Source organism: Corynebacterium sp. p3-SID1761, from assembly GCF_055862885.1.
The window spans coordinates 1-14,877 of the sequence record NZ_JBSQBJ010000020.1 but is presented as its reverse complement, the minus strand read 5'-3'; the positions used below and the strand labels follow the sequence as shown (position 1 = coordinate 14,877).

Here is a 14,877-nt window from a genome sequence, read left to right as displayed (position 1 = left end):
GCTAGAGCTGGGCACCACGCAGAGTGGCGTGGGTGACGTAGTACTCTTCGTAGTCCTGCAGGGTGCGGGCCTTCTCATTCAGTCGGGCCATGACGGCCTCGCGGGCGCTCTCGCGATCGTTGTAGAACTCCATCGGCGCACCTGGGCGAACTTCCGCACCGCGCTCGACCAGGAGGTACGCCTTGCCTTCAGGTCCGTCGATAGTCTGTGGCGTACCGGTGAAGGGGTCGGTGTAGCGATACGTGGTGTTCATGCTGGTCATGGGTCGTGGCGCTCCGTTGGTTGGGGGTTGTCTAGCTCGCTTCTTCAACATTACTTGCTGCCGATGGGGCACCACCACGTGGAGCGTAGAGAATGTCTGGATTATCCGGAATGTGTTCAGGTATGCGATGCCAATTAGTCGCACATCTAACACTCGCGCCTGGACCAGTCGCAGTCTGCTGCATGATGATGTTGCCATTCTGCATGAGCTTGCAGGTGATGGACCCTCGATCTTGAGGCCCGTTGGTGGCAGTTAGATCTGCGCGCAAGTAACCGTCTTCTAGGTACACACTTTGCCTCCAATCAGCCGAAACCCCATCAATTTGAATGCGGTTCTCTTTCTCATCCCAGTAGGTGACCGAAGCATTGGTCATGTCCCCCTCGACAACGTGGATTACGGGTAGTTCCACGACTTTCTCGCCAAGGTGCTCACTGTCCTCAATCCGGAGAAGATCCACGCCAAAGAGCAACCCAAGGGAGGCGAACACACAAGTCGCAATAAGACCTTGGATCCAAACCCCGACCGTGGCGGCAACCACAAGCAAGAGGCGCTGATACCAAGACCGTTTCGGGGATGTTTGAAGCAATCCCGTCCCCCTTGATTTTTCCCACTTCTGCATAGGGCATCACGCCTAAAGCTTCCCCTCGGCCAAGACCGTCCCGCCCGGTTCTTTACTTCCGGCCATCGGCTCCTCGGTAACGCGCACCATTATCGTGTCCGCCGGCAATGGCATCCACACATTGTCGTGCGGATCCTGACCAATCACACCGGCCGAGCGGGCGGATCCTTTTTCGTCGATGGACCACACCTGGGCGCCCATGCCGTTCTTCAAGTCGGGCGCACCATTGACCATCGCACCGCCGGAATCCATCTTCGCGGAAACCACGACATCGAGTGTCGAACCATCGGCTTTAAGCGAAACGCTTCGTACATCACCCATTGCCATGATCGAGTGCATGTGGTCTTCCGCTTCTTTGCCCTGCATCGGTTCGTCGCCGTCCGCACGGGCTGCGCCCTCGCCGTCCGAGAACACCTCCGGGGCCTCTTCCTCAACGTTTTGCGTGGGCTGCTTCGAGTTGCTTTCCGCCACGTTGGAGTCCTCGCTAGAGCTGCCCCACAATCCGCTGGTGGTTCCGACGATCCCTACGCCGGCCAGCAGGACGACTGCGGCAGCTGCAGCAAACGCTGCGCGTGCGAATCCCCGGCGGGAGCCAGCTGCCTTCGACACAGCTGCCTTCGACAAAGGCACTACGTTGTTTGCTGCGCTGTCTTCGCCCGGCGCGACCTCATCACCCGGCGGGATCTGCGGGAACTTGCCCGACGTAATCGCATCCATAATGTCCGACTTCAGCTGTGACGGAGGCGCGACAGGTTCGGCCAATGCAGCCAAATCGCTTTCCAGCTCCCCAAAATTCGGCTTGTTTTCGTTCATGAGGCACCCCCTTTCGCCAGGGCATCGCGTTGTTCTTTCAGGATTTTCTCCAACTTACGGAGCCCGTCGCGTACGCGCGTCTTCGCAGTTCCGAGTGGCACACCAGTCGTTGCGGCCAGTTCAGCATGAGTCATATCACCGAAGTAAGCCAAGAGAATCGCAGTCTTGTGCGGCTCGCCCATGATGTCCAACGCGGTTCGCACTGCATGCCGTTGCACGTTCCGTAATGCTTCGTCTTCCACGCTTTCTTGTTTTATTGACGCCACCAGGAAGGCCTCCCGGTCATCCCGCTTCAGGGTGGCAATGGCGCTTCGAACTCGATCAATTGCGCGGAGCCTCGCACGACGGAGAATCCAGGCCTTGGCTGAGCCCTTCGCAGGGTCAAAGTCTGCCGCGTGCTGCCAGAGTTCGATGAAGACTTCCTGGGTGACTTCCTCTGCTTGTGCCTGGTCGTGGATGATTTGCAGGGCAAGCCCCAGGACGTTCGGGGCGATCCGGTCGTAAAGGCGCGCGAAAGCCGCCGCATCGCCCTTTTGGGCGAGCAGCATCAAACTCTCAGGCGTTTCTCTATCGACTATGGTCACCATTTTCATCGTAGTGCGTTGGGCAAACTACGTGTTTATTAGTGATTGTGCTTGCCCTGCAGGTCCGGCATCATGCTTTCGTCGGTCTCCATCATGTTTTCGACCTTGTCTTTCATCTTGCCGTCCGTCTTCCCGTCCATCTTGTCGGACATCTTCTCAGGCATCTTTTCGGACATTGCGGGCTTGTTCGGCATCATGTTCTCCCCGGATTCCATCATGTTGTCGTTCTTGCCGGACATCTGTGCGCCTCCCTTCATGTCCTCGGTCATCTTCTCCTCAGTCATTTTCTCTTCGGTCATCTTCTCTTCGCTCATCTTTTCCTCAGTCGTCATCTCGGAGGAAGAGCTGGACGAAGACTTGCCCTCGGAGCCTTTATCGTCGGAATCATTGCAGGCCACCAGTCCCAGTCCCATTACGCCAGTCAGTGCCACGGCAACGGCGGCGCGACCTACAGAGAATCCAGCTGCTCGGTCATTCCCAGAGTTGGTCTTGCGAATCATCATTTTTAAGTCTCCTTCGGGAGTAGTTTTCGGGTTCCACACAGCCCCCTTAAGGACCGTGTCATGAGTACATACGGCACCCTCCCCCACGGCGGATTGGACGGCAGCTAAAAAAATTTTTCTCCAATCCATTTCACGCAAACGCTCCGTAATCATTCACATAACTCGTTTTAAAACCACCCCGGTAACGCACGTGGTGGCGTCATAAAGAACAAGAAGGAGCACGGGAGACATGGCATGGGAGATAGCGTTCATCGGGTTGATCGGCGGGCTGGTGACGGGACTTTCGCCTTGTATCCTGCCGGTGCTGCCGATTGTGCTGGCGGTTAGTGCAGATAGACGGCGCAAACCGTGGCTGGTGGCAGCAGGTATTGCGTTGAGCTTTACGCTGGTCACCTTGCTGGGCACTGTGGTTCTTAGTGCTCTGGGGCTGCCGAAGGATCTGCTGCGCTGGGCGGGCGTCGTGCTTTTGGTACTGGTCGGTGTAAGCATGCTGTGGCCAGCGCTGAGCGACCAGCTGGAACGGCCTTTTGCGCGGATTCGCATTCCGCAGTGGATTCAACGTCTCACCACGGGAGGAGGCTCCGGTTTTGGCATCGGTCTGGCGCTGGGTGCGGTGTATTCCCCCTGTGCAGGGCCGGTTTTGGCGGCGGTTACCGTGGCGGGTGCGACGGGGCAGATCGGTTGGGGTAACGTGATTCTGGCGATCAGTTTTGCCATCGGTGCTTGCACGCCGTTGTTCTTCTTTGCGCTGGCGGGCAAGCGAATCGGCACGCGGGCGGATTTCGTACGTGCTCACCGCAAGGGCATCTCCTACGGCGCGGGTGCACTGGTGATTGTGTTGGCGGTGGCGATAGCGTTCAACGCTCCGGCGGCGCTGCAACGGGCGCTTCCGGATTGGACGGCGGGTGTGCAGGAAAAATTCAACGCTTCCGATCGCACGCAGAATGCTTTACAGCAGGCCAACGGCATGGGAAGCACCGGTGAACACGGCGCGGATGGAAAGCTGGAATCCTGCCGTACGGCCTCCCCGGATCAGCTCCGCGATTGCGGCCCCGTGCCGGCCTTCACTGGCCTGGAGGGTTGGATAAATGCGGAAACCCCGGTGGACCCGCAACATCCTGCGAAGGTTAAGGGGAAGCAGACCATCACGCTGGTGGATTTCTGGGCCTATGCCTGCATTAACTGCCAGCGGGCAAACGAGCACGTCACCAAGCTTTTCGACCGCTACCGGGACAGTGGGCTGCAGGTAGTGGGCGTGCACGCCCCGGAGTACGCATTCGAGCACGAGGCCTCCAACGTCGCCGCCGCCATCCGCGACCAGGGCATCCACTACCCCGTCGCGCAGGACAACAACTTCACCACGTGGCGAGCCTTCAATAACCGCTACTGGCCTGCGCATTACCTGGTGGATCACACGGGCAAGGTTCGCCAGCTCCACGAGGGCGAAGGCGCTTATGCCGAGACCGAACACCTGGTCCGCGAGCTACTCTCGGCGGCCAATCCGGGTATCGAGCTGCCTTCGCCGGTAGAGGAAGGTAGGGATTCTTCTAATGACGCCACCAGTTCCCGCAAGCGGAACCCGGAGACGTACCTGGGCACGCGGCGCGCGGAGTATTTTTCTAATCACGCGGGTGAGTACAAGGACGGAACCCACGAGTTTGCGAAGGTGCAGCCGGAGGCGCTGCACTACAGCTTGGAGGGCAAGTGGAGGTTGGCGGAGCAATCCATCCGTCCGGTGGATGCGCCGGCGATGTTGCACCTGAACTACCAGGCCAGGCGCGTGCAATTGGTGGTCTCTGGCCGGGGTGAGATCTCGGTGACCTACGGCAACGGCACAACCCGCCGCTTCCCCATCAAGTCGGATGGCACGGTGGATATCCTGCGCGAACCCGAGCAGCAACAGGGCGAGTTGAGCGTGGAGGCTGGCAAGGGCGTGGAGCTCTACTCACTGACGTTTGGGTAGTGCTGGCGGGATCTGCGGTATCCCACAACGCCGAGGGTAGTTACGGAGACAATCGCCGCCAGCACCGCAATTAGCATCAACTTGGAAGCTAGCGGGTCAGAAAGAATAAAGGCCTGTCGCAGGACAAACAAGACGAGAATCGACAGCACCGAAGCTATCGACAAGGCCTTAAGAACCGAAATCTTGCTCATGCTCATCAACTTCTTTTATCGCCTTTCATAGGTCGAACACATCATGAATGTCTTCAAGGCTAGACCCTCACGAGCGTTGCGCAACCGTTCAATTGGAGCCGCAACCCCGTGGTTGGAGTAAATTAGCCGAGAAAATTCATGGTTAAACACGGATATCGAACTGGCACACCAACTGATGTCGCTCCCCGCCACTAAACTAAGTTCTACACCCACCAAAGATGTCTAAGCACCTGCCCGCCGTAGACAACTGCACAGCAGATCAGAAGGAACACGACATGACCGCCGACAATCGCACCGAAGATCAAAAAGTAGCCGCTGTCCGCGCCTCCATGACCATGGCCGGATATACCATGACAACCCAAGACGAAGAGGACGTCCGACGTATCTTCCAAGGAGAAATCACCGGCGACGAAGCTGTACTGGAAGTGTTGGAACGACACGGTTACGGCGACAGCGAACGTGCCAAGTTCCTTCGTAAACGCATCGCTGAAAGCAAGAAGGAAAAGCCGAACAAGCAAAAATGAAGGCCTCCCCGGGTTTACTTTCCGGGAGGGCCTTCACCGTGTTTAGTTGTGGAGCATAGGAGAATCGAACTCCTGACCTTCTGCTTGCAAAGCAGATGCTCTACCAATTGAGCTAATGCCCCTTGACTATCGAACGAAGCTTCCGAAACTATATCAGATGCTTTGACTCTCTAGCGAAAGGTGTTCGATTGGTGGGCCTAGGAGGACTTGAACCTCCGACCTCTTCGTTATCAGCGAAGCGCTCTAACCGCCTGAGCTATAGGCCCTCGAACGAGTAGAAACATTACCCACCAATCCAGGCAATCACCAAATCGGCTGGTCAGATGGCTTTTTTATCGCTGAAAAGTAGGCGTCACAAAGAACAGAAGAACTAGCGATCCAGCTGGATGCGAACACCGCCGAGGATGCTCGACGAGGCGTTGTAAATCAATGCGGCAACCGGCGCTAGAAGAGTGAACAACACAACCTCGAAAAGCCCAATCGCTATCACGCCGCCGAAGTACATGCCCGCAGAGAAACCATCAGAGCTCGTCAGGTCACCCACCAGCGAGTCCAAACGATCCCACGTGCCCGCAACGCTGAGGACGATGTAGATCAGCGCCATGGCCACAAACCACACGGCAAACAACGCCAGATTGAAGATGAGCGCCATCTTCAGGGCACTGACGGGCTCAATGTACGTAATCGTTCGCTGCACGCCACGCTTAGCGGGATTACTGGGCTTGCCCGCCTTGCCTGACGCATCGGGCTTCGCCTCCGGCTGAGTGGACACAGCACTCTGGTCGGGCTGGCTGGACGCAACAGTCTCCGAGGCCTTGTCACCAGGCTTTACAGTGCCCTGGCCGTCTGCCTTGGCTTGATCCTTCGCCGTGGTTTGCACAGCTACCTGAGCATTCTTTGTCTCCTCCGCGGTTGGCTTTGCGTTCTTCGCATTCTTCGCGTTCTTTGCCTGCGCGCTCTTGGAGTTCTGAATGTTCTTCGCATTCTTCGCATTCGGCGGGGGCGTTTGGTGCGTCATCGCATCTCCGTGCTTGTCGGTGCTTGGTTGGTGCCTGTTTGGTGCTTGTTCGGCACTTTGTTGTTACTCGTTCAGATTTTTGTGCAATTACGACAGTAGCCTAGCGGTTTTAACCGCCAGGCTACTTGGACTTACTTGTTGGGCTTTCCGTAGACGACTTACTTAGAGTCGGCTTCCGCCTTCGCGGTGGCCTCGGCAGACTCTTCTGCCTCTTCCTCCACGTTGCGGTCCACGGCCACCAGCTCGTTGCCCTTCGCCAGGTCCACAAGACGTACGCCCATCGTCGCACGGCCACTGTTGCGGATCTGGCGCACCTCGGTGCGGATTACGCCGCCGTTGGAGGTCATGGCCAGGATTTCGTCGTCGTCGTTGACGGTCAGCGCGCCGATCAGCTTGCCGCGCTTCTTGTCGTACTTAAACGCGACCACACCCAGGCCACCACGGCCCTTCGACGGGTACTCCTCCATCGGGGTGCGCTTGCCGTAGCCGCCAGAAGTGGCCACGAACAAGGAGGAGTCTTCAGCCACGACCGTCAGCGCCAGCAGCTGGTCTTCCTCACGGAATCGCATGCCCTTCACACCAGCAGTGGCTCGACCCATCGGCCGCAGCGTGGAATCATCCGCGGTGAAGCGCATGGCCTGGCCCTCTTCGGAAACCAGCAGCAAATCATCCTCGGCGGTGCACAGCTGGGCGCCGACCAAGCGATCGCCCTCGTTGAGGTTGATGGCGATGAGGCCACCGGAACGCGCCGTATCGTAATCCGTCAGACGGGACTTCTTCACGCGGCCGTGTGCGGTGGCGAGCACCAGATACGGGGCATCCTCGTAAGACTGAATCTGAATGACCTGTGCGATCTGCTCACCCGGCTGGAACTCCAGCAGGTTGGCCACGTGCTGACCACGAGCGGTACGAGTAGCCTCCGGCAGCTCGAAAGCACGCAGGCGGTATACCCGGCCGAAGTTCGTGAAGAACATGATGGTGTCGTGCGTCGAGCAGACGAAGAAGTGGCGCACCACATCGTCCTGCTTCAGCTCGGCTCCGCGCACGCCCTTACCGCCGCGACGCTGGCTGCGGTAGCTATCCACCTTCGTGCGCTTCGCATAGCCGGTGGAGGTAATGGTGACGACCACGTTCTCGCGGGCAATGAGGTCTTCTTCGGACACATCGCCGGACGCCGCGATGATCTGGGTGCGACGCTCGTCACCGTACTTTTCTACGATCTCCTGCAGCTCAGTACGAACGATCTCGCGCTGACGCTCCGAGGATGCCAGGATCGCCTTCAGGTCGGCGATGGTCTCTTCCAGTTCTGCCAACTCGTCGATAATCTTCTGGCGCTCCATGGCGGCCAGGCGACGCAGCTGCATTGCCAGGATGTGATCGGCCTGCACCTCGTCGACATCCAACAGGTCGATCAAGCCACTGCGGGCCTCATCTACCGTCGGGGAACGGCGAATCAAGGCGATAACCTCATCCAGCATGTCCAGGGCCTTCACCAGGCCACGCAGGATGTGGGCGCGCTTCTCGGCCTCGTCCAGGCGGTACTGAGTACGGCGAACGATCACGTCGATCTGGTGATCTACGTACTGACGCAGCATCTGATCCAAACGCAGCGTACGCGGCACGCCGTCGACGATGGACAGCATGTTGGAGCCGAAGCTGGTTTGCAACTGGGAGTGCTTGTACAGGTTGTTCAGCACCACGCGCGGTACAGCGTCGCGCTTCAGAGTGATGACGATGCGCATGCCAACGCGGTCGGAGGATTCATCGTCGATCTTGGAGATGCCGGCGATCTTGCCATCGCGGATCTGCTCCGCAATCGAGGCCACCAGGTTGTCCGGGTTCACCTGATATGGCAGCTCAGTGATAATAATGACCTGACGGTTGCCCTCTTCCTCAATGCTGGTCACACCACGCATTCGGATCGAACCACGGCCAGTGCGGTAGGTGTCTTGGATGCCCTTGTCACCGACGATCAGGCCAGCGGTTGGGAAATCCGGTCCCTTGACCCGCGCGATGCAGGCTTCCAGTGCGTCCGCCTCTTCCGCCTCCGGATTGTCGAGCAACCAGTAGATGGCTTCTGCCAGCTCGTTCAGGTTGTGTGGCGGAATGTTCGTGGCCATGCCCACGGCGATGCCGCCGGAGCCATTCATCAGCAGGTTCGGCACGCGGGACGGCAGCACAGTCGGCTCGGTGGTTTTGCCGTCGTAGTTGGGCTGGAACTCGACGGTGTTCTCACGAATATCGCGCACCATCTCCATCGCCAGGGGCGTCATGCGGCACTCGGTGTAACGCATAGCGGCCGCGCCATCATTACCGCGGGAGCCGAAGTTACCCTGACCGTCTACCAGCGGGTATCGCATAGACCATGGCTGTGCCAGGCGCACCAAGGTGTCGTAGATCGCGCTGTCGCCGTGCGGGTGGTAATTACCCATCGTGTCAGCGACGGGCTTTGCGGACTTCACGTAGCTGCGCTCGGGGCGGTAGCCGTTGTCGAACATCGCGTAGAGGATGCGCCGGTGCACGGGCTTAAGACCATCGCGGACTTCGGGCAGGGCGCGTCCGACGATCACGCTCATGGCGTAATCGATGTAGCTGGACTTCATTTCCTCCTGCAGATCGATCGGTGTGACTCGATCGAAGAGGTTGTCGCTACCGTTATTGTCGTCGCTCACTGTTTTGAGAAGCCTTTCTGTTTAGCCTTCAGACCTATCTATTCTACCCCCTAGTTGCGGGTTTACTGTGCTTTGGAGGCTTTGTGACGCCACCTTTCCCGCCCCGTTAGGTGAATTCGAGATGTTGCACGGGTAAATAACCGCTGAACTCATGCGGATGCATCCTCTTCGCCGTGCGAGGTCACAGAACCAGGAGTTAGATCAGAAGTGTCAAACACTGACCCTATTGCAGCCATAGCCAACTAGTGGCTTTGACCGCTATCGCAAGAGGAAGCCCAAACAATGAACTCTCCTAAGCCCCTCACCGCTTTTCGCAAGGTCGCGTCGATGGCCGCCTCCAGCGCCCTGCTGCTTACTGCAGCCACCGGCGGCATGGGTATTGCCGCCGCCGACGACGCTCAAGCCAAGCCGAAGACTCCCATCGAGCACGTCGTCGTCATCTACAGCGAGAACATCTCCTTCGACCACTACTTCGCCACCTACCCCAAGGCCGCGAACAAGGACGGCGAAAAGCTACAGTCCAACGACCAGGATGCGCCGAAGTTCAAGGCAAAGAAGGGCACCCCGAAGGTCAACAACTTGGCTAGCGAGGATCTGCTGGGTAAGAACAACCCCAACTCCGTCAAGCCTTTCCGCCTGGGTCCGGACCAGGCCGTCACCGTGGACCAGAACCACGAGTACTCCGCCCTGCAGGAGGCTTTTAACGGCGGCAAGATGGACAAGTTCCCGGAGACTGTCTCCACTGACGTGGATAAGGACAACGAGGGTCTATACGCCCGCCCGGGTATGACCATGGGCTACTACGACGGCAACACCGTCACGGGTCTGTGGAACTACGCGCAGCACTACGCCATGAACGACAACAGCTACTCCACCATCTTCGGCCCGTCGACCCCCGGCGCGCTGAACCTGGTGGGCGCCACCGTCGCCGGCGCCACCATCCACGATCCGTCGAACGGCGAACAGGTGCAGATCACGCCGGGTGAGTCCGACGAGTTCGCCGGAGTATCCAAGGACGGCAAGACCGTTACCGTCGTGGGCGATCCGGATCCGCTGTACGACGACTGCTCCAACAGCTCTTCCTCCAAGACCGACGAGGTAGCTGCGCTGCACAACAAGAACATCGGTGACCAGCTGAACGAGAAGGACATCACCTGGGGCTGGTTCCAGGGTGGCTTCCGCCCGACGGAGAAGGCCACGGACGATGCCCGCGCTCGTTGCGGCGCCACCCACAAGACCCTGACCGGCCAGGAGAAGACAGACTACAACCCGCACCACCAGCCGTTCCAATACTTCGCCTCCACCGCCAACCCACACCACCTGGAGCCCAGCAGCCCGGACATGATCGGCAAGTCCGATCAGGCCAACCACCAGTACGACCTGCAGGATTTCGATACCGCCCTGGAGAACAACAACCTGCCGGCCGTGAGCTACCTGAAGGCCTCCAACTACCAGGACGGCCATGCGGGCTACTCCAACCCACTGGATGAGCAGGCCTTCATGACCCACTACATCAACGAGATTCAGAACTCTGATCAGTGGGATTCCACCGCCATTGTCATCGCCTACGACGACTCCGATGGTTGGTATGACCACCGTGCCCCGAAGGTTCTGAATGGCTCCAACGACACGACCAAGCTGGAGGAAACCGGTAAGCCGATCGATTCCAAGATCTGCACCGACGCTGCCAAGAAGGTCGGCGTGGCCGACGACGCGGACGGCCAGTGCGGCCCGGGCACCCGCCAGCCCATGCTGGTTATTTCCCCGTACTCTAAGGTCAACCACGTGGATAACACCTACACCGAGCAGACCTCGGTGACGAAGTTCATCCAGGACAACTGGGAGCTGGGCCGCCTCAGCGAGCACAGCTTCGATAACCGCGCGGGCAAGCTGGACAACATGTTCGACTTCGACAATGCCAGCGCGGAGAAGCTGTTCCTCAACGAGACCGATGGCACCGTCGCCAAGGACTACGACTCCATCGAGCGGGTGGATGACAGCGACCGCGCGGGCGAGAAGCTGAAGGACGTCGCCGAGGGCATGAACGACCCGAAGGTCACGGAGAAGGACGTGCAGAACGCCGCAGCCTCTAACGGCAAGAACAACGCTGCGGGCGAGTCCGACGACTCCAACCACCTGGGCGCCTGGCTGGGCATGGGCGCGGTGGCCGTAATCGTGTTGGGCTTCCTCACCTGGATCTCCAACCGCAAGGGCGGATCCGAGAGCTAGAACTAATAGGCGCCATTATTAGCCACCATCGGTACCAGCCATGACCTCCCCTGAATCATCGGATCGACCCCGCCCGCGGCGGCAGCCCGCCCGGGTTGTCGCAGCCCTCGCCGTGGCCTCTGTCTCGGCGAGCGCATTGCTGCTATCCGGCTGCTCTAGCGAGGATAGCGACAACGGCACTGGCGGCAACGGCACAAACGCTGACGCCGACATCCACATCAAGAGCCGCCGCGCTTGCCCCTCCCCCGGCGATCTGCGCGGCGATCTCAACCACATCCGCGTGACCAATACTGCGGATGCGTCCGTGACGGTTTATGTTGCCGACCAGGAGGGTTTCGCCTATCAGACCCTCGAGCGAATCGGCAGCTCTGCCACTCGCTCCTGGTCCGTGAAGCTGACCGACGGCACATACCGCCTGACCTGCGTCTTCCAGGGTAAAAAGGCGATCTCTAGCGACGAGTTTAAGGTCACCGATTCTTCTCTTCGTGACGCCCCAAAAATGAAACCGATCACGGAGAAAGAGGTCACGGCCGTATCCATCGCCCATGCGCGTGCACAAAAACCTCAGGTGCGCGACTGGGTATCTAAAGACGACGCGCTGTTGCGCGCCGTGCGTTCCGGCGACCGCACAGCCGCCAAAGAAGCCTGGAAGACGGCTTACCTGGCCTACCGCAGGCTAGATGATTCCAACCACGAGTGGCCGGGGCCGGTGGATGACATCGCGGACTTCGGCACCAGTTCGAAGGCCAACGGCAATCAGGCCAATGATCTTTCGGGCTATCACGGGCTGGAGTGGGGGCTTTGGCACGGCGCGTCCATGGGCGATCTGCTCGACCCAGCCGAGAATCTGAACGAAGACGTCCACGAAGTGGCGGACGGCATCGAGCATTTTGCGATTTTTGCACCCAACTACGGTTTGCGAACCCACGAGGTCACCGAGGAGGTCGAACGTTTTGACCTGAAGAGCCACAACGATTTTGGAGCACACATCACGGGTAGCGCAGTACGCGCCGCCCTTTACTCCACCCGCTCTACCCTCGAGCCACTGCGCGAACTGGTAGAAGACCGCGGGGCGGAGCTAGACGAATTGGATCGACAACTGGATCGGACGGACGAGGTAGCCAAAAAGATGGCGACCAAATACGACGGAAAGAAACCCTTCACCGCGTGGGATCAAGCCGATCAGCGTGAGTTGGGGGCGGCCATCGGCGAACTAAACGAACTGCTTGCCCCGCTGGCAACCATGACTGTGATCAGGAGGATGTAGTGAACTGTCCTTTTCATTCCCGTGCCACCGCAGACGACCACGGCGAGCAGAAAAACCGCCCCGGAGGCGCCCGGGTTTCGAGGCGCACAATGTTGGGCGGAATGCTGGGCTTGGCTGGAGTGGGTGGCGTCACTACCCTTGCAAAAACCGGCGCCACCGCCGAGGAATACCACGACAACGACGACGATCTGCCCGACTATCCGTTTGAAGGAAAGCACCAGCAGGGCGTGATTACTCCACCGCAAAAAGAGCTGATTATCTGCGGTTTAGATGTACTCGCGGAGGGACGCGAGGGGCTAAAGAACCTACTGCAGACAATCACCAAGCGGGCGCGCGTGCTGACCACCGGTGGGCCGGCGGCGCCTGATGGGATCGCATACCCAGCGACGGATTCCGGGGAGCTGGGCGAGGACGTGCCGGTGGACGGACTGACGATCACGCTCGGGGCGGGTGCAACGCTATTCGACGAACGCTTCGGGCTAAAGGGCAAGAAGCCGAAACACCTCAAGACCATGAAAGCCTTCGCTGACGACTCCCTGGATCCCGCTTATTGTCACGGCGACCTGGTGATCCAGATTTGTGCACACAACCGGGACACGGCAATGCACGCGCTCCGCGACATTCTGCGCCACACGCGCGGGGCAATGGCGGTGCGGTGGCGCCAGTCGGGATACCAAAACCCGCCGCGTCCGAGCGGTACCCAACGCAACCACCTGGGGTTTAAGGATGGGATCGTTAACCCGACGCCCGAGCAGCACGATGAGTTGGTGTGGGCAGGCGCTGACGAGCCGAAGTGGGCAGCCGGTGGCAGCTACATGGCCGTGCGTCTAATTGTGATGCTGACGGAGTTCTGGGATCGCATTTCCATCGCGGAACAGGAGCAGATCTTCGGTCGCGAACGATTCAGCGGCGGACCGCTTTCCGGTGGCGACGAGTGGGAGGAGCCAAACTACCTCGATGACCCTACAGGTGATGTGATTCCGGTGGATGCACACATTCGCCTAGCGAACCCACGCACCGAGGAGACAGCGAACCAGTTGATGCTCCGGCGCGCCTATAACTATGACAACGGCGTGTTGGACAATGGCACGCTGGACGTAGGTTTGGTGTTTGTGTGCTTTCAGCAGGATCTTCAGCGGCAGTTTATTACCGTGCAAAAGCGGCTCGAGGGCGAGCCTTTGGCGGATTACATCCGCCCGTATGGAGGTGGGTACTTCTATGTATTCCCAGGGGTCGCCGCGAAAGATGACTTTCTAGGGAAAGGCCTTTTCACTCCTCCATACGGGGGTAAATCAAAGTGATTGTTGTCAACATTTGCGTATATATGCAAGATCGCGCTGACCAGCTTATTCCGTGAGCAAGTGTTTATAAATCGGCCTGAAGAGGCACTTTTGTAATTCTTAGCACTGCTAAATACCTTGGCAAAGATTATTTTAAAAATGTCAAACGTTTCACCCCAATGCCACATCTCGGCTACACACGAAAACACAGGAGAATGACATGAAGCTGTCCAAGAAGATCACCGCTACCGCCGCTGCTGCCGCACTGGCTTCCGCAGCCCTGCTGACCCCGGCCGCTAACGCTCAGAACGAGGGAGGCGCCCCGGCTCCGGAGGCTCCGGCCGAGGGAGACAACGGCGCTGGCGAAGAGCAGCCGGGCGCTGGCGAAGAGCAGCCAGGTGAAGGCGACGAGAACGAGCCGGCCGGCTCCTCCAACATGAGCAAGGATGACAAGATCGCTGCTGGCGTCGGCGGCGCCATCGTTGGCCTGGGCGTTCTGGGTGCAGTCCTGGGCAACGCCGGCGACAAGGCCGAAGAAAAGAAGGACGAGAAGAAGGACGACGCCAAGGCTGAAGCACCTAAGGGTGAGAAGAAGGACGACGCTAAGGCTGAGGCTCCGAAGGGCGAGGGCGACATGAAGGGTGAAGAGGCTCCGGCCGCCGAGGCTCCGGCCGCCGAGGCACCTGCAGCTGAGGCTCCGGCCGCCGAGGCACCTGCAGCTGAGGCTCCGGCCGCTGAGCGCAGTGTTCAGCTGGCTAACACCGGTGTTAAGCCGGAGATCTCCATCCTGGCTGGTCTGGCTCTGATCTCCATGATCGCGGGCGCTTGGATGATGTTCTCCCGCCGCGAGGCATAAAGAACTCTCCTACTAAAACCCGTGCTCCCCTACCGGGTGAACTGGCCCCCGAAAGTTGGACTGGTTTAATTCTAGGCGGTTAGGGCTTCAAGGGTC

14 protein-coding genes and 2 tRNA genes are annotated in these 14,877 nt (G+C 59.1%); 6 read left to right on the top strand and 10 right to left on the bottom strand.

Translation table 11 applies throughout. The features are described 5' to 3' along the window. Window position 1: 1 nt before the first annotated feature. From ACWXWJ_RS09010 to ACWXWJ_RS08990, 5 genes are read right to left on the bottom strand one after another with little or no spacing between them, the layout of a single operon-like run. The gene (locus ACWXWJ_RS09010) at window positions 2-262 is read right to left on the bottom strand and encodes a hypothetical protein (RefSeq protein WP_293791737.1); all 261 of its coding nucleotides are present in this window, start codon (window positions 260-262) and stop codon (window positions 2-4) included. 31 nt (window positions 263-293) lie between these two features. After that, window positions 294-881: an MmpS family transport accessory protein gene (locus tag ACWXWJ_RS09005; protein WP_473964190.1), complete on the bottom strand. Its 588-nt coding sequence runs from the start codon at window positions 879-881 to the stop codon at window positions 294-296. Between the two features lie 12 nt (window positions 882-893). After that, window positions 894-1,694, bottom strand: a complete 801-nt coding sequence (locus tag ACWXWJ_RS09000) for an anti-sigma factor (protein WP_473964189.1) — start codon at window positions 1,692-1,694, stop codon at window positions 894-896. Next, window positions 1,691-2,287 (bottom strand): sigma-70 family RNA polymerase sigma factor, encoded by a 597-nt coding sequence (locus tag ACWXWJ_RS08995; RefSeq protein WP_473964188.1) that lies wholly within the window; start codon window positions 2,285-2,287, stop codon window positions 1,691-1,693. The genes ACWXWJ_RS09000 and ACWXWJ_RS08995 overlap by 4 nt, the downstream gene beginning before the upstream one ends. A gap of 29 nt (window positions 2,288-2,316) precedes the next feature. Next, complete coding sequence (locus ACWXWJ_RS08990; RefSeq protein ID WP_448307922.1) at window positions 2,317-2,781, bottom strand: hypothetical protein; 465 nt, start codon at window positions 2,779-2,781, stop codon at window positions 2,317-2,319. Between the two features lie 229 nt (window positions 2,782-3,010). Between ACWXWJ_RS08990 and ACWXWJ_RS08985 the strand changes: the two genes are divergently transcribed. Then, complete coding sequence (locus ACWXWJ_RS08985) at window positions 3,011-4,744, top strand: cytochrome c biogenesis protein CcdA (protein ID WP_473964187.1); 1,734 nt, start codon at window positions 3,011-3,013, stop codon at window positions 4,742-4,744. Here the strand turns inward: ACWXWJ_RS08985 and ACWXWJ_RS08980 are convergent. Then, on the bottom strand, window positions 4,723-4,935 hold the full coding sequence (locus tag ACWXWJ_RS08980) for a hypothetical protein (protein WP_293791745.1): 213 nt from the start codon (window positions 4,933-4,935) through the stop codon (window positions 4,723-4,725). The two genes, ACWXWJ_RS08985 and ACWXWJ_RS08980, sit on opposite strands and share 22 nt — an antisense overlap. 218 nt (window positions 4,936-5,153) lie before the next feature. Between ACWXWJ_RS08980 and ACWXWJ_RS08975 the strand changes: the two genes are divergently transcribed. Further along, entirely contained in the window at window positions 5,154-5,459 is a 306-nt protein-coding gene (locus tag ACWXWJ_RS08975; protein WP_293791747.1) for an antitoxin VbhA family protein, read from the top strand. A gap of 49 nt (window positions 5,460-5,508) precedes the next feature. Here the strand turns inward: ACWXWJ_RS08975 and ACWXWJ_RS08970 are convergent. The 4 genes from ACWXWJ_RS08970 to gyrA form a co-directional block, all read right to left on the bottom strand. Continuing rightward, window positions 5,509-5,581 (bottom strand) — tRNA-Ala (locus ACWXWJ_RS08970). A gap of 67 nt (window positions 5,582-5,648) precedes the next feature. After that, a tRNA-Ile gene (locus ACWXWJ_RS08965) sits at window positions 5,649-5,725 on the bottom strand. A gap of 104 nt (window positions 5,726-5,829) precedes the next feature. Continuing rightward, window positions 5,830-6,477: a DUF3566 domain-containing protein gene (locus ACWXWJ_RS08960; protein WP_473964186.1), complete on the bottom strand. Its 648-nt coding sequence runs from the start codon at window positions 6,475-6,477 to the stop codon at window positions 5,830-5,832. Between the two features lie 158 nt (window positions 6,478-6,635). Then, window positions 6,636-9,149, bottom strand: coding sequence for a DNA gyrase subunit A (gene gyrA / locus ACWXWJ_RS08955; RefSeq protein ID WP_448307918.1), 2,514 nt, complete (start codon window positions 9,147-9,149; stop codon window positions 6,636-6,638). Between the two features lie 282 nt (window positions 9,150-9,431). Between gyrA and ACWXWJ_RS08950 the strand changes: the two genes are divergently transcribed. From ACWXWJ_RS08950 to ACWXWJ_RS08935, 4 genes are all read left to right on the top strand, one after another. Beyond that, the gene (locus ACWXWJ_RS08950; protein ID WP_473964185.1) at window positions 9,432-11,378 is read left to right on the top strand and encodes an alkaline phosphatase family protein; all 1,947 of its coding nucleotides are present in this window, start codon (window positions 9,432-9,434) and stop codon (window positions 11,376-11,378) included. Window positions 11,379-11,418: 40 nt separating this feature from the next. Further along, window positions 11,419-12,645, top strand: a complete 1,227-nt coding sequence (locus ACWXWJ_RS08945) for an EfeM/EfeO family lipoprotein (RefSeq protein ID WP_473964184.1) — start codon at window positions 11,419-11,421, stop codon at window positions 12,643-12,645. Continuing rightward, window positions 12,645-13,946: an iron uptake transporter deferrochelatase/peroxidase subunit gene (gene efeB / locus ACWXWJ_RS08940; RefSeq protein WP_473964183.1), complete on the top strand. Its 1,302-nt coding sequence runs from the start codon at window positions 12,645-12,647 to the stop codon at window positions 13,944-13,946. Before ACWXWJ_RS08945 ends, efeB begins: the two co-directional genes overlap by 1 nt. Window positions 13,947-14,145: 199 nt before the next feature. Then, window positions 14,146-14,781 carry a cell surface protein gene (locus tag ACWXWJ_RS08935; protein ID WP_473964182.1) on the top strand — a complete coding sequence of 212 codons (636 nt, stop codon included), beginning with the start codon at window positions 14,146-14,148 and terminating at the stop codon, window positions 14,779-14,781. Window positions 14,782-14,877: the final 96 nt, after the last annotated feature.

Coding starts and splice junctions, on each gene's coding strand:
- ACWXWJ_RS09010 (WP_293791737.1), bottom strand. CDS start 262: ATGACCAGCATGAACACCACGTATCGCTACACCGACCCCTTCACCGGT.
- ACWXWJ_RS09005 (WP_473964190.1), bottom strand. CDS start 881: ATGCAGAAGTGGGAAAAATCAAGGGGGACGGGATTGCTTCAAACATCC.
- ACWXWJ_RS09000 (WP_473964189.1), bottom strand. CDS start 1,694: ATGAACGAAAACAAGCCGAATTTTGGGGAGCTGGAAAGCGATTTGGCT.
- ACWXWJ_RS08995 (WP_473964188.1), bottom strand. CDS start 2,287: ATGAAAATGGTGACCATAGTCGATAGAGAAACGCCTGAGAGTTTGATG.
- ACWXWJ_RS08990 (WP_448307922.1), bottom strand. CDS start 2,781: ATGATGATTCGCAAGACCAACTCTGGGAATGACCGAGCAGCTGGATTC.
- ACWXWJ_RS08985 (WP_473964187.1), top strand. CDS start 3,011: ATGGCATGGGAGATAGCGTTCATCGGGTTGATCGGCGGGCTGGTGACG.
- ACWXWJ_RS08980 (WP_293791745.1), bottom strand. CDS start 4,935: ATGAGCAAGATTTCGGTTCTTAAGGCCTTGTCGATAGCTTCGGTGCTG.
- ACWXWJ_RS08975 (WP_293791747.1), top strand. CDS start 5,154: ATGTCTAAGCACCTGCCCGCCGTAGACAACTGCACAGCAGATCAGAAG.
- ACWXWJ_RS08960 (WP_473964186.1), bottom strand. CDS start 6,477: ATGACGCACCAAACGCCCCCGCCGAATGCGAAGAATGCGAAGAACATT.
- ACWXWJ_RS08950 (WP_473964185.1), top strand. CDS start 9,432: ATGAACTCTCCTAAGCCCCTCACCGCTTTTCGCAAGGTCGCGTCGATG.
- ACWXWJ_RS08945 (WP_473964184.1), top strand. CDS start 11,419: ATGACCTCCCCTGAATCATCGGATCGACCCCGCCCGCGGCGGCAGCCC.
- ACWXWJ_RS08935 (WP_473964182.1), top strand. CDS start 14,146: ATGAAGCTGTCCAAGAAGATCACCGCTACCGCCGCTGCTGCCGCACTG.